Below are 19,176 nucleotides of genomic sequence, written 5' to 3' on the forward strand. Positions count from 1 at the left end.
TTTTAATGGAGAGGTGAACATTATGAAGTTTAATACCAAAGGGTTTTTATTTACAATATTTATTACAATAGTTCTTTTATCTGGTTGCGGATCTAAGTCAGAGAATTACGATCCAGCCCCAGCGCCCATGCCCACACCGTCATCACCGGCGGAATCGCCAAGAGAAGTACCAAGGTTTGATTCTGATGAACAAGTGAGTAATGAATCTATTCTTTTAAGTACAGACAGGAAGATTATACATACAAAAAATATTCTTATGGAAACCTTAGATTTTGATGCTGCCAGAGAAGATGTTAATATGTTAGTCAACCAATATGCTGGTTATATAGAAAATGCAGATATAACTGGGACTGGAATAAACAATCGATTCAATGGGAATAGAAGTGCCTACTATAAATTTAGGATTCCAACAGAAAGAATGACCTTATTTGTAGAGGATTTAATGGCATTAGGAAATGTTACTCAAGAAAATAGTTCTGCTGAAGATGTTACATTACAGTATTTTGATCTTGATGCTAGGATTAAATCTTTGGTTATAAAAGAAGAAAGGTTACTTAATCTTTTAGAACAAGGTACTGAGCTGAAGGATATTATAGAGTTAGAGAAAAGTTTAGCAGATACCCGATATGAAATCGAAAGTTATATATCTAGACTGAGTAGATTAGAGAATCAAGTATCATTTGGTACAGTAACCCTTAATCTTAGAGAAGTAATAGAGATTACAGAAATTAAAGACCCTCCTAAAACATTTAGAGAAAAGGTTTCATCTGGTTTTATAGATTCAGTGGAGACGGTGAAAAACATTATCGTAGAGACAGTAATTTTTATTATAGTTATATTACCATATGTAATTGTTTTAGGTATTCTTCTGCTGATATATTTAATTGTTAAAAAATATTATAAGGCTAAAAGCAAAACAGGTAGTACTAAAGAAATTAATAAAAAGGAAGATAAATAATGATTAAAACTAGTATCAAATATGTAAAATGTTTGATACTAGTTTTATTTTTACATGGTCATTAAAACAATTCAATGCTATAATAATAATTAAGTTTTTAATAGAAAGTGATTGGTTTGATGAGTAAAGCGTTATTTATTGCAGAAAAGCCTAGTGTTGCAATTGAGTTTGCAAAAGCTATGAAGATTAATACAAATAAAAGTGATGGGTATTTAGAGTCAGATAGGGCTGTATTTACTTGGTGCGTTGGTCATTTAGTAAGTATGAGCTATCCTGAAAAATATGACCCCTCTTTAAAAAAATGGAGATTAGAACATCTTCCTTTTCTTCCTAAAGAGTATAAATATGAAATTATTAATGCTGTAAAAAAACAGTTTAATGTTGTTAAAGCATTATTAAATAGAGATGATATTAATGTGATTTACGTATGTACTGACTCGGGAAGAGAAGGAGAATACATATATAGATTAGTGGACCAAATGGCTGGGGTACATAGTAAAGATAAAAAAAGGGTTTGGATTGATTCCCAAACTGAGGATGAGATCCTTAGAGGCATAAAAGAAGCCAAGCCTTTAAGTGACTATGATCATTTGTCAGAGGCAGCTTATTTAAGAGCAAAAGAAGACTATTTAATGGGGATTAATTTTTCTAGGTTGCTTACTTTAAGATATGGGCCTTCTGTGAGTGATTATATTGGTGCGGATTATACAGTTATTGCGGTAGGACGAGTAATGACTTGTGTCCTTGGGATGATAGTAAAAAGAGAAAGAGAAATACGAGAGTTTGTTAAAAAGCCCTTTTACAAAATAAATGCTAACTTTAATTATGATGGTTTAACCTATGAAGGGGAATGGAAAGCTGTTGAAGGCAGTAAATTTTTTAATTCTCCATTATTAGATAGAGACAATGGGTTTAATAATGAAAAGGATGCACAAGATTTTGTTGAATATTTATTAAATGATAATATTCCTACTCAAAGTATTATTGATAAAGTAGAGAGAAAAAAAGAAAAGAAAAATCCACCTTTACTATACAATCTTGCAGAGTTGCAAAATGAATGTTCTAAGAATTATAAATTAAGTCCAGATGAGACTTTGAAAATTGCTCAAGAATTGTATGAAAAGAAGTTGGTGACTTATCCAAGAACAGATGCAAGGGTTTTATCAACTGCCGTGGCTAAAGAAATTCATAAAAATATTAAAGGTATGACAAGTTATGGACCGATAAAAGAGGCAGCTACTTTTGTTATAGAAAAAGAGAAACATAAAGGGTTTTCAAAAACTAAGTATGTAAATGATAAGATGATAACGGATCACTATGCTATTATACCTACAGGTCAGGGGATATCTACTGTATATAAACTGTCTCCACAAGTGCAGAAAGTCTATGAATTAATTGCTAGACGTTTTATAGCTGTTTTCTATGATCCAGCAGTGTATCAAAAGCTTACAATAGAAACGAAAATCAAAAATGAAACATTTTTTACTTCTTTTAAAGTATGTATTGATCAGGGATTCCAAGATGTTTTATACGTGAATACTAAGGAACAAAATGGAGAAGTAGACTTAAATAAGTACAAGGAACTAAAAAAAGGGACTCAATTAATAGCAGAAGAATTAGAAGTTAAAACAGGAGAAAGCTCTCCACCAAAAAGATACAATTCAGGTAATATCATTCTTGCAATGGAGAATGCGGGGCAGCTTATTGAAGATGAAGAGTTAAGATCTCAGATAAAAGGTAGTGGTATTGGAACCAGTGCCACTCGGGCAGAGATTCTTAAGAAATTGATTAGTATTCATTATATTGATTTGAATAAAAAGACACAGATTCTAACCCCTACAGGCCTTGGTGAGATTATATATGATATCGTGGATAATTCTATTAATTCTTTATTGAATCCTGAATTGACGGCTTCTTGGGAAAAAGGTTTGGATCTAGTGGCTAATGGTGAGATTAACTCTGAGGAGTATATGGCCAAACTTGAAAAGTATATTATGGATAAAGTACAGCGCGTTATTGGCATGAACAATCAGAATATGCTTTTTGCTAAGTTTAAAGCTATTCCTAAAGAGGTATTGGATAAAACCATTAAGGTTTCTAGTAGTAAGAAGAAGGATTTAGAAGGCTCTAAGAGTAGAGGTAAAGGTATTTGTAAGTGTTTTGCTTGTGAAACAGGTGAGATGTTTGAGAATAGTAAGGCTTTTTTCTGTAGCAACTGGAGAAGTGGGTGTAAGTTTTCTATTTGGAAGGATACGCTGAAACCTTATGGGCAGAAAGTTGATGAGAAGCTTGTTAAGGCTCTTGGTGCAGATGGAGTTGTTAAGGGTGTTGAGTTGATTTTGCCTCAGACTCAGGAGAAGGGGATTGGGGATGTAGTTGTGAATAAGGATTGTAATGGGTCTGCTTTGGAGATTAAGAATTTTAAGAGGGTTTAATACTTTGGTCTTGGGGTCGGCCGTATGAGAATAATATATGCAAAGCAGTACCTGTTAAATATTTCTAGAAATTCTAAGTGCGCTACGAATAAAATTCCTAAGCCTTAAGAACTCCCTTCGGTCAGACACTTAAGGCTTTTTACGGAATTTTGTTCTTTGCTTACTTAGAATTTCTGTAGAAATGTTTAAAAGGGTACAGCGTTATATATATGTATCCTCATACTATTATCAAGGATTAAAAACGCATCAATTGAGCAATGATTTAAAAGGGATAAAAGATGTAAAAGATATCAATGCATAAACATATATATAATATTTTTCATTTTTAATTTATTACTGATAGTTTAATCATAGGAGGCGGTTTCTTTGGATCTGGTTACTAGTATTGGTTTGATTCTTGTTCTTGGTTTAATTGCTAATTTGATTTTTACTCGGGTGAAGTTGCCTGGGTTATTGGGGATGCTTTTGTTAGGTATTTTTTTAGGGCCTTATGGGTTGAATTGGTTGAGTGATGAGATGCTTATGGTTTCTGCTGATTTTCGTAAGATTGCTTTGATTATTATTTTGCTTCGTGCGGGTCTTGGGATTAAGAGGGATGATTTGAATAAGGTTGGGGCTCAGGCTCTTAAACTTAGTTTTATTCCTTGTTTGGTTGAAGGGTTTACCATTGCTTTCTTGGCTGTTTATTTCTTAGACTTTTCTTTTATTGAAGGTGGTATTCTTGGGTTTATTATTGCGGCAGTTTCTCCTGCTGTGATTGTTCCTAGTATGTTAAAGTTTATTGATGAAGGTGTTGGAGAGAAGAAAGGGATACCAACTTTGATTCTTGCGGCAGCTTCAGTGGATGATATTTTTGCTATTACTTTGTTTAGTACTTTTTTTGGTTTGTATGGAGGGCAGAATTTTAATATTGGGTTACTCATTTTAGGGGTGCCTGTTTCTATCATTTTAGGCATTCTTTTTGGATTAATTGTAGGTAGTTTTTTTATCTTCTTATTTAATAAATATCGCATAAGAGATACTAAAAAAGTCCTTTTGATATTAGGCTTTGCCATTCTACTGACCACTTTAGAAACTATAATTAAGAATAGTCAATTTGCTTTTGAGATAGCAGGTCTTCTTGGTGTGATGACCATTGGGTTTATTTTATTAGAGAAAAAACCTGTTGTGGCTAAGAGGTTGTCTCAGAAGTTTAATAAGATATGGGTGTTTGCTGAGATTCTACTTTTTGTTTTGGTAGGTGCTCAAGTGAATATAAGTGTGGCATGGGATGCTGGATTAATTGGACTGGGCTTATTATTACTGGGGTTAGTTGCTAGGAGCATAGGTGTTATGGTTTCTACTATAGGATCTAAGTACGATTTTAAAGAAAAACTTTTTTTAATTATTGCTTTTATGCCTAAAGCCACAGTGCAAGCAGCTATTGGAGCATTACCAATGGAAGCTGGCATTCCATCGGGAGAGATTATACTTGCTATTGCAGTGTTGTCCATTATTGTTACAGCGCCTCTAGGGGCTATTGGCATTAATGTTGGTAAGAAATGGATAGAATAACATTAGATGACGTATATCAAAGAGTAAAGAGGACGTTAGTTATTGATTAAAAGAAGAAAAGTGGAGTGAATTATATTTTATGGATGGTGGAAGTAATACGTTAATATTTGTTTATGGGATTTTAATTTTATTCTCTGCATATTTTTCAGCTGCAGAAACGGCTTTTTCAAGTTTTAACCGAATAAGATTGAAGAATATGGCAAACAGTGGCAATAAAAAAGCCTTGAAAACCTTAGAGCTATCAGAGAATTTTGATAATGTTCTTTCGGCTATTTTGATAGGCAATAATATTGTAAATATAGCTTTAGCATCTATTGCTACAGTAATCTTTACATATTATTTTAACGATAAAGGTGTGATTATTTCTACAGTAGTAACAACAGTTTTAGTACTAACTTTTGGAGAAATTACACCAAAAAGCCTTGCCAAGGAATCGCCTGAGAGATTTGCAATGTTTTTTACCCCAGTTATTAGAGGTTTAGTATTTGGTTTTATTCCTCTGAATTTTTTGTTTGCTTATTGGAAAAAAATACTCTCAAAGGTTCTTAAAACACAAAATGCCAATACAATTACTCAAGCAGAATTAATTACTCTTGTAGATGAAGTTGAAAGTGAAGGTGGAATAAATCGGCATGAAGGTGAAATTATTAGATCGGCTATAGAATTTAATGATCTTAATGTTGAAGAAATTCTTACCCCTAGGGTGAATGTAGTTGCAATTAATGAAAATGCTTCAATTAGCGAAATTAAAAGTTTATTTATAAATCACGGGTATTCAAGGATTCCTGTTTATAGAGAGACAGTGGATAATATCAATGGTGTTATACTGGAAAAAGACTTTTATCATATGCTTCATAATGAAAAAGATGATATACAGTCGATTATAAAAAACATAGTATGTGTTGCACCACATATGAAAATTTCTGAACTTTTAAGAACATTACAACATTCTAAATCTCACATAGCTGTTGTTGTTGATGAATATGGTGGCACAATGGGAATCGTGACCATGGAAGATATTCTAGAAGAATTAGTTGGAGAGATATGGGATGAACATGATGAGATTATTGAACACTTTTCTAAAATCAGTGAGGGTAAGTACCTTATTTACTGTAATGCGGACTTGGAAGATTTGTTTGAACAGTTTGAACTTAAAAGTAAAAGTGAAGACTATGATGCTGTAACAGTAAGTGGTTGGGTGGTGCAAGAGTGCGGAAGAATTCCTAAAAAGGGAGATAGTTTTATATATGAGAATCTTAAAGTAGTTGTCACAAAAACCGACTCCAAACGGGTGCTTGAGATAACAGTAGAGGTAATGAATGAAGATGAAAGAGCAGATTCTGATTAAATGATGATGAAGATAATGCCTGTTTTTCTGGCTCTTTGTCAATTTTTGCGTGGAATAAGTTTCAATTCCGCTCCGTTATTGACTTTAGAGCTATTTTTATGTTCTCTAATTACAATATGTGTTTTAGGGTGCACTTAATAAAGCTATATGTTAATTGTAGAAAAAACATCTTATTTAATTTGTAATGTGTAAAATACGATTTCTAAATCTGTGGAAATTTCTAACGCCATATGAAACACGTTTTAATACTTTTATTTTATTATTAAATCCTTCTGTGGGACCATCGGTGTATCTATATTTAAAAGCATTTAGTATTTCTTTAGACCAGTGTCTATATGTATTTGCACAAGCTAGAATTAGAGTGCACTTATTATCATTCCTTTCAATTTGTTTTTCTAGACAATTAACATGTTAAAGGGAATTGAAGATAAGTGCATTATTTTTTTGCAAAAAAATAAAGTTGAGGTTTTCACCCCAACATTTATTATAGAACCTTTTTATTATGCCTAAATACATTTGTGTTACAGAATAATTTAAATACTGTAAATAATTTAAAAAGAATGATATAATTATATTAATAACTCATCTTGTTCCTCTTACTCCCCAAGAGGCAAGCAAATTCTATCAATTTTCTTTATATTGACTAGAACTGGAAAAATTATGAAGAATGTACTATGTTTTTAATTACAGAAAGGGAGCGTTTAAATGAAAGAAAAAGTATTTGTATTTTTTATTACTTGTAGTATGTTTTTATCACTGCTACTTTTAAACACAGAAGTATATGCAACTTATCTAGAAGATAGTGAAACAGAAATAGTAATTAGAGTGCCTGATAGTAGAATTGAAACTTTGGAACAAGAAATTAATATATCTGAGCGAAAATTTAATGTATCTATTGATGGTATTTTTATCAATGATATAAATGCCATTTATCCCACAATTATATATAACAACATTGTCTATTTACCTCTTGATTGGATCAATTGCAAATGGTTGGGAATTAGCGTAAACATAGGAGAAAACAATGAAATCATTATTGATACTACAGGAGAAGTAAGAAGTTCTGTTTCACTAGATTATGAGTGGAATATTAATTTGGAAAGTATAGAAATGGGTATTATTACTAATGAAATAATTATCAATGGCAAGTCCATAGATAATACCCTTGAAGCATATCCAATAATGAAATATGAATACCCAGTAGAGATATACAGCAATTTAATTATTCAGGATAGTAGAATATACTTTCCATTAACATGGAAATGGATTGTGGATGAATTTGGTTGGTTCTATGAGTGGCATCCACAAACAGGTTTAAGAATTCAAACCCAAAGTAATACAGATAAGCTGTTTCTAGGACAAATATTATCTAAAATTAATGATTTTACCTTTAATAAGATGGCATATATAAGTGCAGATGTTAAGTCTATAGAAACAAATGAATCTTATCATATTAATCTAGTAAAGCGTACCTCTGGAATACGTCAGTTGGCAATTGGTTTAATGGATCCAGAATATTTAATAAAGAGGAATAGTCAAATTTTATATTTGGGAAATGAATCTTTAACAGATAACGATGAGTTAATCGTAATTGAAGGTTCGGAAGGTTTTAAATATACGATATATGGGTATCGTAAAGCATATTTGTTTGAGCATGAATATGAGCAAGATTTAAAAACAATTTCGGAGTTTTATTTCAACCATGATACTTGTGTTGATGGGAGTATAACGATGAATGATATATCTATATCGTCAAATGAATCTTGTAATATTCATCAGTTATTAAGAGATGAAGAATATATTCCTGAAGCAACGCCCCAGTATAATTTATCTGATAATATTTATAAATTTGAGTTTTTAACAGAGAAAAACAAAGTAGTATCTTTTGAAAAAATGAATTCATATGATCCCTACGAGAATTATAAAATAGAGTATGAAACCCATGAATATGACTATTTAAATCCTAAAATGATTGCAGGAGAAGAAAATGCTAATGAAAGTCACTCTAAAGCATTAACTAAAAAAACTGCAGTTATTACATTAAAAGATGGGAGTATAGTGAGAATATTAATAAACGATGGTTTATTTGAGTATGACATGTTTATTGATATAATTAAAATATAATATAAAGTAATGAATTAATAATGTTTTAAAACTTGTGAAAAAGATTGTTGCAACGTAAAAATGTAGTAGGGTGAATAAAAAAACTAAAATAGCTTTTTAAAGAGATATAAGAAAAGTGCTTGCTTTTTTTGAACAAGCACTTCTTTTTTTGCTATATAATCTCAACAAGGGTTCCTATTGGCAACATATAATAAAGTTCTCTGGCTTGATTGCTATACATACGAATACACCCATTGCTTACAGATTTACCAATGGACCATGGTTTATCTGTGCCGTGAATACCGTAGATGCCATGGGGAACATCGATTTCCATAAAAAAACCACCAAATACACCACCCCAAAGCCCTTTTTTTATAATTTTCCAGTTGCCTTTAGGAGAAGGGGTTGCAGGTTTGCCTGTAGCAACGCTGTACGTTTTTACTTCTTTGTTATTTACTTTTAATTTTAATTGATTCTTTTTTGTGTCTACTAAAACAGAAAAAGGGTTATTGGTTTCATCTGGCAAGATAATTTGCTGACCAACACGAATCCTATCTGGCGTTGTTATCTGATTGGCATAAATAATTGCATTGAGTGGCACATTGAACTGACTACTTATTTTGGATAAAGTATCACCTGGTTTTACAGTATATAGCATAAAATAGCCTCTTTTTTATATTCTTTATATATAGTATGAGATATACCAATTCTAAGTTCAAATAAAGGGTTAAGGAATATAATTGTTGAAAATAGTTGGAAAATTGCTATGATAATAAAATAAAGGTAATTAAATTTCATAGCAGAGGTAAAACAAAGACAAAGAAAGAGGGGATTGTATGTATTTTATTTTAACATTAGTATTTATAGTATTTCTTTTTATTTCAATTGGAGAAAGTAACAGTTTTATTTTATTTGACATACCAACATCTTTATTATTGATACTGTCAATCATTATGTACATTATACTATTAGGACATTATAACCATTGGTTAATAGGTTTAAAACTATTAATCAGGAATCATTCAAGGAGTGAAATTACTGAGAATGATTTAATACAAATTAAAGAACTGTATAAAGGTTTTTATAAATTTTTATTATTAATAGGTGCCACAATAACCCTTGTAAATATAATAAAGCTTCATGTATTTTTCAACGATCCCTACTTTGTTTCTCAATTATTAATAGCATTCCTGCCATTATTGTATGCTTTATATATAATTGCTTTAATTATTTATCCTATAATATTAAAAATAAGATTTTTAATGATAAAATATAATAAAGCTGGCTAAGTAAGGGTTATTGGGGGTGGCTGCAAAAGTGATCTACATATTAGTAGGAATGAGTATACTATTTATATGTTTTGGGATTTATTTGTTATCACATAAACTTATACTATCGAGTATTTATACAAATTTATTTAGAGTACTATTTATATATTTAATTGGCATACATAATAATATTTTTAGAACAATTTATTTTGAAGTAAGTATTATTTTTATTGCAATGTTTTTAGGTTTTATTTTTAAAAGGTATGTATTGTATAATGTTACGGAAAATGATTTGTTAAATGCATTTGATGTAAACCATATAGATGAAATACCCTATAATATTTATATTATAGAAGATTTATTTCATTATGAAATTAAAATCTTGAATAAAAAAGAAGGCAAACATGTCATAAACCGTATACGCTCACAAATTAAAAATTATAGACATTTTAAGATTAACATAATCTCTGCTTGTTATATCGTATGTGGTTTTTTATTATTACTGTGGGGATTAGCGGGTAATTACAAATTTTTATTTTTAAATTAATAATGATTTGACTTATGAGGGTTAACTACAGTAGCAATAGTAATGACTGTAGTTAATCCTTTTTATATCCTAATAATAAAAACTAATAATCAAGCTACTAGTCACTTGAATTAATCTATGGTATACTTTAGGATAAAAAATTATTCAAAAGGGTGAATGCTGTGCTAACAATTTCAATTCAACTTAATAATGATAAATTAAATGATGTTATTAGTCAGTATCATCTAGAAGACCATAGAGATAAAGTATACCATTTGTCTAAGGATTTATGTGGTTGCATTGAGTCAAAAGTCTACTATACTATAATCAATGACCAGGAAAATATACTGTTAAAAAATCTGAACAATAGTAGTAAAAAAAACTATTCTAGTGGGGTAGCAGGTATTATAACATTGGGTAGTGAAATAGATGAAATATTGGAGCAGTATAAAGACAATCCAATAGAAACCCATATTGTAGACATATTAAGCAATGAGATATTGCTAGAATGTTTGTATGCTTTTAAAGAGAGATTTGTAAAAGACAATCCTATAAAAGGTCTGAGTATTATTTATTTTCCGGGAAATCACTTACCTATAGAGCTGAATAAGGAAATTCTAGGTGCAATTGATACCAATAGCACTGTTTCAATAAATGAACATTATATGATGAAACCTCTTAACACCATTTCTTTTATTTGTGGTGAAGAGGAGACTAAGGTGAAAGAGGCTAGTTTATGTAGCAGATGTGATGCTGTAAATTGCCCTAACCGTAAAGAGCAAATTGAAGTCACTATAATGGATGGTTATAAGATAAAAAAGATTAAGGTAGATAAAAATTATAATTTATTAAAAGCATTAAATGATAATGAGATTTATATTCCACAAAGTTGTACAGGTCATAAAAAATGTGGTAATTGCAAAATAAAAGTTTTAAATCCTTCTTTTGAAATTAATGCTTCTGATAAAGACCTTATTCCTGAAAAAGATTTAAAACTGGGCATACGATTGGCTTGTGGGATTCAAGTTAATAAACCATTAACCTTATCTTTAATAAAAGAAAAAGATACCATTAAGAACAATACCATTCAAATCCATCATAAGGGTAATGAAGTGGATGATTATGGTATAGCTGTAGATTTAGGGACGACCACAGTAGAGATGGCATTAGTGAATCTAGGGACAAGGGAAGTTGTAGGGGTTATAAAACAAGAGAATGATCAGAAAAGGTTTGGTTTAGATGTGCTTTCAAGGGCGTTTTGGGCCAGTGAGAATTATAATGGCATAAAAATCCTTCAAAAAACCATAATTAATCAATTGAATACACTCATAAAAACTCTTATGGAAAATGGAACGGTAAAAGAAGAACAACTAAAAAAAGTAATCATAGGTGCCAATACCATTATGTCTCATTTTATAATGGGGCTAGATACAGAAGACGTTGTGGTATCACCTTTTAGACCTGTAACAACGGATATGCATATTTATACAGGGGATTTATTAAATATAAATCCAAATATAAAAGTTATCGTCCTTCCTACCATTGCTTCTTTTATGGGGTCTGATATTCTTTCAGGGATGATATATACAAACATGAATGAAGTTGATAAATATTCATTATTAATAGACCTTGGTACCAATGGAGAAATTGTACTAGGAAAAAAAGGTGAGTATATCAGTTGTTCAACAGCTGTAGGGCCAGCTTTTGAGGGGACACATATTGAAAAAGGTATGGGTGCTTTAAACGGTGCCATTAATATTTATAAAAGTCCTACGGATTATACAGTGATAGGAAATGTAGCGCCTATAGGACTCTGTGGTTCAGCTATAATAGATGCCATTCATTATCTTATGGAAAACAATAGAATAGATGAGACAGGTTTATTAACAGATAAGGATATGAAAGCTTATCTAGTAGAAGATATATATATAACCCAACAAGATGTAAGACAGATTCAAATGGCAAAAAGTGCAGTGAAGACAGGAATTGATATATTGTTAAAAGAAACAGGGATTACTTATGATGATATTCAAACTGTCTATTTAACAGGTGGCTTTGGGGAGTATGTTAACCGTCATAATGCAGGAAATATTGGGTTAATACCGAAGATGTTATTGACTAGAACAAAGACGTTACACAACACTTCATTGCAAGGTGGGATACTTTCCTTGTACGAAGAAAATCAATTAGAATTATATAAAAGATTATCTAAGGAAACAAAATATATAGAGTTGGCTAACAACAGTCAATTTCAAACACAGTTCATAGAGAACATTAACTTTACTAAGTAGGAGGCAGGAAAAGTGAATTTTAAAGACTATATAAAAGATCATATATTAATCACAGATGGTGCAATGGGGACTTATTATTCTCAACTGATTAATTCCAATCATACACTATCTGAAAAAGCAAATCTTAACAATCCAGAGGTGGTTGCTAAGATACATAAAGAATATATAGCAGCAGGAGCAAATCTGATTAGAACCAACACTTTTTCTGCCAATACGAAAGTCTTGAATGAAGGAATAGATAAAGTTAAAGAAATCATTATTGAGGGTTTTAATATTGCCAAAAAAACAGTACAAGAAAGCAATAATGATGTTATCATAGCAGCTAGTATTGGTCCGGTTCCGGAAAATGACTTTACTAGTGATGAAGAAGTAATCAATGAATATAAAATTATTGTAGATACCTTTTTACAAGAAGGGGCGGATACCTTTTTATTTGAAACTTTTTCAGATATTCATTATTTAAAAGATATTATCCCATATATTAAAAGCAAAAACCCAGAGACAACAGTTATCGCTCAATTTGCCCTTAATATTTATGGGTATACTAAAATCGGGAAAAGTGCCAATCGATTATTAGACGACTTACGTTCTATCAATGGACTAGACATTTATGGGTTTAACTGTGGAATTGGGGCAGGCCATTTGTATCAGATTATTAAGAAGTTGCATTGGAATGAAGAAGAAATCATCTCCGCTATGCCGAATTCAGGGTACCCAGATATTTTGCAAGATCGTACAGTATATATGGACAATACAGATTATTTTGTGGATACAATGATAAATATAGCCAAACTTGGTGTGAAAATGATAGGTGGGTGTTGTGGGACTACGCCTATTCATATAGAAAAATTAGCAAAGGCTATGGAAAGCTTTGATGTTAATGATGTAAAAAAGCCTACCAATAAAAAGAAAGTGGTTCAAACTCAAGAAAGAAATATCAATCCATTTGAAGCAAAACTAATGAACAACAAAGAAGTTATTGCAGTTGAATTAGATCCTCCATTTGGCAAGGACATAGAAAAAGTAATGGAGTCAGCCAATCTACTAAAAGCCAATGGGGTTGATATTATTACAATAGCAGATTCTCCAATGGGTAAACCAAGAGCAGATGCTCTTATTATTGCTTCTAAAATTGCAAGAGAAGTAAAAATCCCAACCATGCCACATATTTGTTGTAGAGACAAAAATATCATAGGGTTAAAAGCTCAAATCCTTGGGGGTTATATGGAAAACATTAGGGATATGTTATTGGTTACAGGGGACCCTATTCCTAGTGGGGATCGTAATGAAATCAAAAGTGTATTTAATCTTAATTCCATTACATTGATGGAAATGGTAAGAGAAATGAATATTGAACACTTTAAAGATGAGCCTATACATTATGGTGGTGCATTAAACCCTAATAGAGCCAATTTGGATAAAGAAATTGAGCGAATGAAAAAGAAAATAGATGCTGGTGCAACTTTCTTTTTAACACAGCCAATCTATGATGAAAAAACCTTGGAAAAAATCACATACATTAAAAGTAAGTTAGATACTAAGATTCTTGGTGGCATTCTGCCTCTTGTTAATATAAGAAACGCACGATTTATACAAAATGAAATCATAGGTATAACTGTACCTGATGAAATCATCAATCAATTTGATGAAAACATGACAAGAGAAGAAAGTGAACAAATAGGGATTGAGATAGGAAAGAATATCGCTCTTAAAATGAGAGGTATTGTAGATGGGTATTACTTTATGGTACCTTTTAATAGAGTGAATATGATCAATGAAATAATAAATGCATTGAAAAAGGGTGAAAACAAATGACAAGAAATGAATTTAAAAGTTTAATTGAAAAAAAAGAACCTATTTTATTAGATGGTGCATCTGGAACGGAATTTCAAAAACTTGGCATGCCAATTGGGGTTTGTCCTGAGAAATGGGTATTAGAAAATGCGGATGCTGTAACTATGGTTCAAAGAAAATATGTTGAAGCAGGAAGCAATATTATATATGCGCCTACCTTTGGTGCCAATCGTTTTAAGCTTGGAGATTATGGTCTTGAAGATAAAGTGGTAGAAATGAATCTAGCCTTGGTTCAGGTAACCCAAAATGCAACGAAAGGTGAAGCCCTTGTTGCAGGGAATTTATCCCCGACGGGAGAACAAATATATCCATTAGGAGATAGAGTGTTAGAAGAGTTTATTGACGTCTATAAAGAACAAGTAAAGGCCCTTGTACAAGGTGGCGTTGATTTATTTGTCATAGAAACTATGATGAGTTTGCAAGAAGCAAGAGCAGCCCTTATTGCAGTAAAAGAATCTTGTGACCTTCCTGTAATGGTAAGTATGACTTATGATGAAAGTGGCGTTACTTTATATGGGACAGATCCTTTAACAGCATTAATTACATTACAAAATTTAGGTGCTGACGCAGTTGGTATCAACTGTTCAACAGGTCCAGAAAAAATGATTCCTATTGTTGAAAAAATAAAACCACACGCCAAAGTGCCAATATTTATAAAGCCAAATGCAGGCCTTCCTAAAATGATTGATGGCACAGCAGTATATGATATGAAATCAGATACGTTTGCCAGCTATTGTAAAGAATTAATTGGTGTAGGGGCGAACATAATTGGCGGTTGCTGTGGGACAACACCTGAGTATATAAAAGAATTAAAAGATGAATTAGCAGGTCTTAAAACAATACTTCCTAATACAAAACAAGGGAGTTGTATCTCATCGGAAAGAAAAACAGTTGTGATTGACTTAGATAACGAAACAAGAATTGTAGGTGAAAGAATTAACCCTACAGGGAAAAAGCAATTACAAGCTGAGCTAAGAGAAGGCAGTTTAGATGAAGTAACAAGATTTGCATTAGAGCAAATTGAGATGGGCGCAACCATTTTAGATGTGAATGTAGGCATGAATGGTATTGATGAAAAAGAAATGATGGTTAGAGTGATTCAACATCTTAGCAGATTAGTAGATGTGCCTTTATGTATTGACTCGAGTCATATTGATGTCATAGAAGCAGCTTTAAGGGTTTATCCAGGTAGAGCTTTAGTGAATTCTATTTCCTTAGAAGAGGTAAAAATAAAAGAGTTGTTACCAATAGTGGCAAAATACGGAGCTATGTTTGTATTACTTCCTTTATCAGATAAAGGATTGCCAAAAAACATAGAAGAAAAGAAAGAAATCATACAGACTGTATTAGAAAAGGCGAAAGCATTCAATTATCAAAGAGAAGACATTGTTGTGGATGGATTGGTTACAACAGTAGCAACCAATGCCCTAGCAGCAAAAGAAACACTAGAAGTGATTAGGTTCTGTAAAGAGGATCTAGAAATGCCAACCATTGTAGGGCTATCCAATATTTCTTTTGGATTACCAAATAGAAGTTACTTAAACAGTGCTTTCTTAACAATGGCCATTGCAAGTGGATTAACAATGGCGATAGCCAATCCATCCTCTGAACTACTAATGATGGCAATGCATTCTTCAGATGTCTTGCAAAATAAAGATCCAGGCAGTATGAGATATATAAGAAAATCAAGTGAACAACAAGAAGAACAAGTTGCATTGGCATCCAATCAAGGAAAAGAAGTGAAAAATATTATCTTTGAAGCCGTTATAAAAGGGAATAAAGATAAGATTATTGAACTGATAAAAGAAGGGTTAAAAGAAGGCCATACGCCAAAACACATTATAGATACTTTTTTAATTCCTGCCATCAATAAAGTTGGAGAGTTATTTGACAAACAAATTTATTTCTTACCACAATTGATTGTAAGTGCAGAGACTATGAAAGCGGGTATTGAATTTCTTGAACCATTACTAAAAACTGGGGATTCAGAGGAAGAAGAGAAAAAACCAGTTGTTATTATGGCTACAGTAGAAGGGGATATTCACGATATCGGTAAAAATCTTGTGGTACTCATGCTTAAAAACTATGGTTTTAATGTTGTGGATCTAGGAAAAGATGTAAGTTGTGAAGCCATTGTTGAAGCTGCCATAGAATACAATGCTGATATTATTGGGTTATCTGCATTAATGACAACGACAATGATGCAGATGAAAAAGGTAGTTAAAGCCGTTGGTATGGAGAAATTAAAAGCAAAAGTGATTATTGGTGGGGCTGTTATTACTGAATCCTTTGCAGAAGAAATTGGAGCAGATGGATACTCTAAAGATGCTGCAGATGCAGTTAATCTAGTTAAAAGACTTTTGAATCAGTAAAAGAATTAATTAGGAAATAAGAGGTTATTAATTTAACTTATAAAACCATAAGTAATTTGATATTAAAAAAGCATTGACAAAAGTTTTAAATCTTGCTACAATACAACTAGTTTAAAATTAAATTAAAACATTGAGCAAGAAATGCTATGATGGAGACTTGAGATTTTATGGAATTGTATCAGAGAGCTGGTGGTTGGTGTGAACCAGTACAATAGTAAAATTTTAGATCACTCTGGAGCAGTGTCGCTGAACAAGTATTAGTAAGCGGTCAACGGTATGCCCCGTTACAGGCAAGGGTTTGATAGAACCTATATGAGTGGTCTTATTTTAATATAAGGCAATTAGGGTGGTAACGCGTGGTATATATCCTCGTCCCTACAGGTAAACTGTAGTGACGGGGTTTTTTATATATAAGGAATTGTTTTTCCTATATAAAAACATAAAGGGTCTATTTTATATAATAAAAATATAAAATGACCTACTAAGAAAATTCTAAGTCATCAAAGAAATTGCGTAAGAGATTTATTGAAAAGTATATAAAATAGTACTTTAAAAGGATTACGCTTTTCTTATGAAGCAAATGCTTTAGCAAATTAACCTTGTAACATAGCAAGTTGTTAAATCAATCTTTGTATTTACATATATTTACTGTGTTCAAGGAACAATTAATTAGAAGATGCGACAAAAAGTTAAGGAGGTGTTTGTATGAAAAGACTTGTATTATCTGTATTAGTGGCCAATCATTCAGGTGTTCTAAGTAGAGTTGCTGGCTTGTTTAGTCGAAGAGGTTACAATATTGATAGTTTATCAGTAGGCGTTACAAGTGATCCAGAAGTTTCAAGGATGACAATTGTTGCTCGTGGAGATGATCAAATATTAGAGCAAATCGTTAAACAGCTAAATAAACTGGTAGATGTTAAAAAAATAGTAGAATTACCTAGTGATGATGCGGTTTATAGAGAGCTAGCATTAATAAAAGTTAAAGCGACTGCAGATACAAGGTCTTCAATTATAGGAATAACTGATATTTTTAGAGCTAAAATAATTGATGTCGCAACAGAAGCACTTACCATTGAGATCACAGGTGATCAAAGCAAATTAGATGCATTAGTAGAACTGTTACAACCTTATGAAATTAAGGAAATTGTAAGAACAGGTCTAGCAGGCCTCAAAAGAGGAAATGAAAACATACAACACTATAAATAAAAATAAATTTAAAATTCTAGGAGGAACATTAAGATGGCAAAAATGTATTATGGAACAGATTGTAATTTAGGATTATTAGAAGGTAAAACAGTAGCAGTTATAGGTTATGGAAGTCAAGGGCATGCTCATGCATTAAATCTTCATGAGTCTGGTGTTAACGTTGTTGTAGGATTATACGAAGGAAGTAAATCTTGGGCACCAGCTGAAGCTGCTGGATTAAAAGTTGCAACAGCAGCAGAAGCGACTAAAATGTCAGATTTCATTATGTTAGCATTACCTGATGAAAAACAAGGTGATATTTACAATGAAAGTATTGCTCCAAACTTAGAAGCTGGAAACGCTTTAGTATTTGCTCACGGATTTAACATCCACTTTGGTCAAATAGTACCACCAGCTGATGTAGATGTATTTATGGTTGCTCCAAAAGGACCTGGTCATACAGTACGTTCTCAATACGAAGAAGGAAAAGGTGTTCCTTGTTTAATCGCAATTCACCAAGATGCAACTGGTAATGCAAAAGATTTAGCTCTTGCATATGCAGCGGGTATCGGTGGCGCTAGAGCGGGTATCTTAGAAACAACTTTCCAAGAAGAAACTGAAACAGATCTTTTTGGTGAGCAAGTAGTATTATGTGGTGGTGTAAGTGAATTAATCAAAGCTGGTTTTGAAACTTTAGTAGAAGCTGGATACCAACCAGAAAGTGCATACTTTGAGTGTTTACATGAATTAAAATTAATCGTAGACTTAATCAACCAAGGTGGATTAAACTACATGAGATATTCAATAAGTGATACAGCTGAGTATGGAGATTACTCAATTGGAAAACGTATTGTAACAGATGCTACTAAAGCAGAAATGAAAAAAGTATTAGGAGAAATCCAAGATGGAACATTTGCTAGAAACTGGATCGTTGAAAACAAAGTAAATCGTCCTGGATTTACTGCAAGAAGAAGAATGGAATCAGAGCATCAAATTGAAGTAGTTGGAAAAGAATTACGTAAAATGATGAGTTGGATTAAAAAATAATAGATTGAGTGGTCGGTCTGGACCGACCTCCTTTCTTATATATTAGGAAACTTACAGTTTCCTAATATATAAGAAAATAGTATAAATACTCATTATTATTACAAGAGATATAACAAAATTTATGGAAAATTAACATGACTCATTACATATAATTTTGTGGAAAGAAAAAATTTAAATCTAAAGAAAAATCAATAGATTCGTATTTTTAGTTAAATGAGAAAAAGTTAGAGTTATT

Annotated in this window: 14 protein-coding genes and 1 other annotated feature; of the genes, 12 read left to right on the forward strand and 2 right to left on the reverse strand. The window is 31.9% G+C overall.

The window, feature by feature from the left end; translation table 11 throughout:
* Positions 1–22: 22 nt before the first annotated feature.
* The 4 genes from EDC18_RS04250 (at position 23) to EDC18_RS04265 (ending at position 6,295) form a co-directional block, all read left to right on the forward strand.
* Positions 23–958 carry a DUF4349 domain-containing protein gene (locus tag EDC18_RS04250; protein WP_132250624.1) on the forward strand — a complete coding sequence of 312 codons (936 nt, stop codon included), beginning with the start codon at positions 23–25 and terminating at the stop codon, positions 956–958.
* Positions 959–1,077: 119 nt separating this feature from the next.
* Positions 1,078–3,393, forward strand: coding sequence for a DNA topoisomerase (locus tag EDC18_RS04255; protein WP_132250626.1), 2,316 nt, complete (start codon positions 1,078–1,080; stop codon positions 3,391–3,393).
* A 366-nt stretch (positions 3,394–3,759) separates the two neighbouring features.
* Positions 3,760–4,947, forward strand: a complete 1,188-nt coding sequence (locus EDC18_RS04260) for a cation:proton antiporter (RefSeq protein ID WP_442929344.1) — start codon at positions 3,760–3,762, stop codon at positions 4,945–4,947.
* Between the two features lie 79 nt (positions 4,948–5,026).
* Positions 5,027–6,295: an HlyC/CorC family transporter gene (locus tag EDC18_RS04265; protein WP_132250628.1), complete on the forward strand. Its 1,269-nt coding sequence runs from the start codon at positions 5,027–5,029 to the stop codon at positions 6,293–6,295.
* 174 nt (positions 6,296–6,469) lie between these two features.
* Here the strand turns inward: EDC18_RS04265 and EDC18_RS04270 are convergent, their stop codons facing one another.
* Positions 6,470–6,682, reverse strand: coding sequence for a transposase (locus EDC18_RS04270; protein WP_279230902.1), 213 nt, complete (start codon positions 6,680–6,682; stop codon positions 6,470–6,472).
* A gap of 318 nt (positions 6,683–7,000) precedes the next feature.
* Between EDC18_RS04270 and EDC18_RS04275 the strand changes: the two genes are divergently transcribed.
* Entirely contained in the window at positions 7,001–8,419 is a 1,419-nt protein-coding gene (locus EDC18_RS04275) for a hypothetical protein (protein ID WP_132250630.1), read from the forward strand.
* A 151-nt stretch (positions 8,420–8,570) separates the two neighbouring features.
* On the opposite strand, the gene EDC18_RS04280 is transcribed toward EDC18_RS04275, so the two are convergent.
* On the reverse strand, positions 8,571–9,056 hold the full coding sequence (locus EDC18_RS04280) for a L,D-transpeptidase family protein (RefSeq protein ID WP_165878474.1): 486 nt from the start codon (positions 9,054–9,056) through the stop codon (positions 8,571–8,573).
* A gap of 178 nt (positions 9,057–9,234) precedes the next feature.
* Between EDC18_RS04280 and EDC18_RS04285 the strand changes: the two genes are divergently transcribed.
* The 7 genes from EDC18_RS04285 to ilvC all read left to right on the forward strand — a co-directional run bounded on the left by EDC18_RS04285 (position 9,235) and on the right by ilvC (position 18,941).
* Positions 9,235–9,687, forward strand: a complete 453-nt coding sequence (locus tag EDC18_RS04285; RefSeq protein WP_132250632.1) for a hypothetical protein — start codon at positions 9,235–9,237, stop codon at positions 9,685–9,687.
* Between the two features lie 28 nt (positions 9,688–9,715).
* Entirely contained in the window at positions 9,716–10,213 is a 498-nt protein-coding gene (locus EDC18_RS04290; RefSeq protein ID WP_132250634.1) for a hypothetical protein, read from the forward strand.
* Between the two features lie 161 nt (positions 10,214–10,374).
* Positions 10,375–12,483, forward strand: coding sequence for an ASKHA domain-containing protein (locus EDC18_RS04295; RefSeq protein ID WP_132250636.1), 2,109 nt, complete (start codon positions 10,375–10,377; stop codon positions 12,481–12,483).
* A gap of 12 nt (positions 12,484–12,495) precedes the next feature.
* Positions 12,496–14,298 (forward strand): bifunctional homocysteine S-methyltransferase/methylenetetrahydrofolate reductase, encoded by a 1,803-nt coding sequence (locus tag EDC18_RS04300; RefSeq protein WP_132250637.1) that lies wholly within the window; start codon positions 12,496–12,498, stop codon positions 14,296–14,298.
* A complete protein-coding gene (locus tag EDC18_RS04305) occupies positions 14,295–16,709 on the forward strand; it encodes a homocysteine S-methyltransferase family protein (RefSeq protein WP_132250639.1) in 2,415 nt (804 codons plus the stop codon). Before EDC18_RS04300 ends, EDC18_RS04305 begins: the two co-directional genes overlap by 4 nt.
* A gap of 137 nt (positions 16,710–16,846) precedes the next feature.
* Positions 16,847–17,089: a binding site (T-box leader), on the forward strand.
* Positions 17,090–17,414: 325 nt separating this feature from the next.
* Positions 17,415–17,915, forward strand: a complete 501-nt coding sequence (ilvN, locus tag EDC18_RS04310) for an acetolactate synthase small subunit (protein ID WP_132250641.1) — start codon at positions 17,415–17,417, stop codon at positions 17,913–17,915.
* 33 nt (positions 17,916–17,948) lie between these two features.
* Positions 17,949–18,941 carry a ketol-acid reductoisomerase gene (ilvC, locus tag EDC18_RS04315; RefSeq protein WP_132250643.1) on the forward strand — a complete coding sequence of 331 codons (993 nt, stop codon included), beginning with the start codon at positions 17,949–17,951 and terminating at the stop codon, positions 18,939–18,941.
* Positions 18,942–19,176: the final 235 nt, after the last annotated feature.

It is taken from the genome of Natranaerovirga pectinivora, assembly GCF_004342165.1.
GTDB classification, from domain to species: Bacteria; Bacillota; Clostridia; order Lachnospirales; family DSM-24629; genus Natranaerovirga; species Natranaerovirga pectinivora.

Coding starts and splice junctions, on each gene's coding strand:
- EDC18_RS04250 (WP_132250624.1), top strand. CDS start 23: ATGAAGTTTAATACCAAAGGGTTTTTATTTACAATATTTATTACAATA.
- EDC18_RS04255 (WP_132250626.1), top strand. CDS start 1,078: ATGAGTAAAGCGTTATTTATTGCAGAAAAGCCTAGTGTTGCAATTGAG.
- EDC18_RS04265 (WP_132250628.1), top strand. CDS start 5,027: ATGGATGGTGGAAGTAATACGTTAATATTTGTTTATGGGATTTTAATT.
- EDC18_RS04275 (WP_132250630.1), top strand. CDS start 7,001: ATGAAAGAAAAAGTATTTGTATTTTTTATTACTTGTAGTATGTTTTTA.
- EDC18_RS04280 (WP_165878474.1), bottom strand. CDS start 9,056: ATGCTATATACTGTAAAACCAGGTGATACTTTATCCAAAATAAGTAGT.
- EDC18_RS04285 (WP_132250632.1), top strand. CDS start 9,235: ATGTATTTTATTTTAACATTAGTATTTATAGTATTTCTTTTTATTTCA.
- EDC18_RS04305 (WP_132250639.1), top strand. CDS start 14,295: ATGACAAGAAATGAATTTAAAAGTTTAATTGAAAAAAAAGAACCTATT.
- ilvN (WP_132250641.1), top strand. CDS start 17,415: ATGAAAAGACTTGTATTATCTGTATTAGTGGCCAATCATTCAGGTGTT.
- ilvC (WP_132250643.1), top strand. CDS start 17,949: ATGGCAAAAATGTATTATGGAACAGATTGTAATTTAGGATTATTAGAA.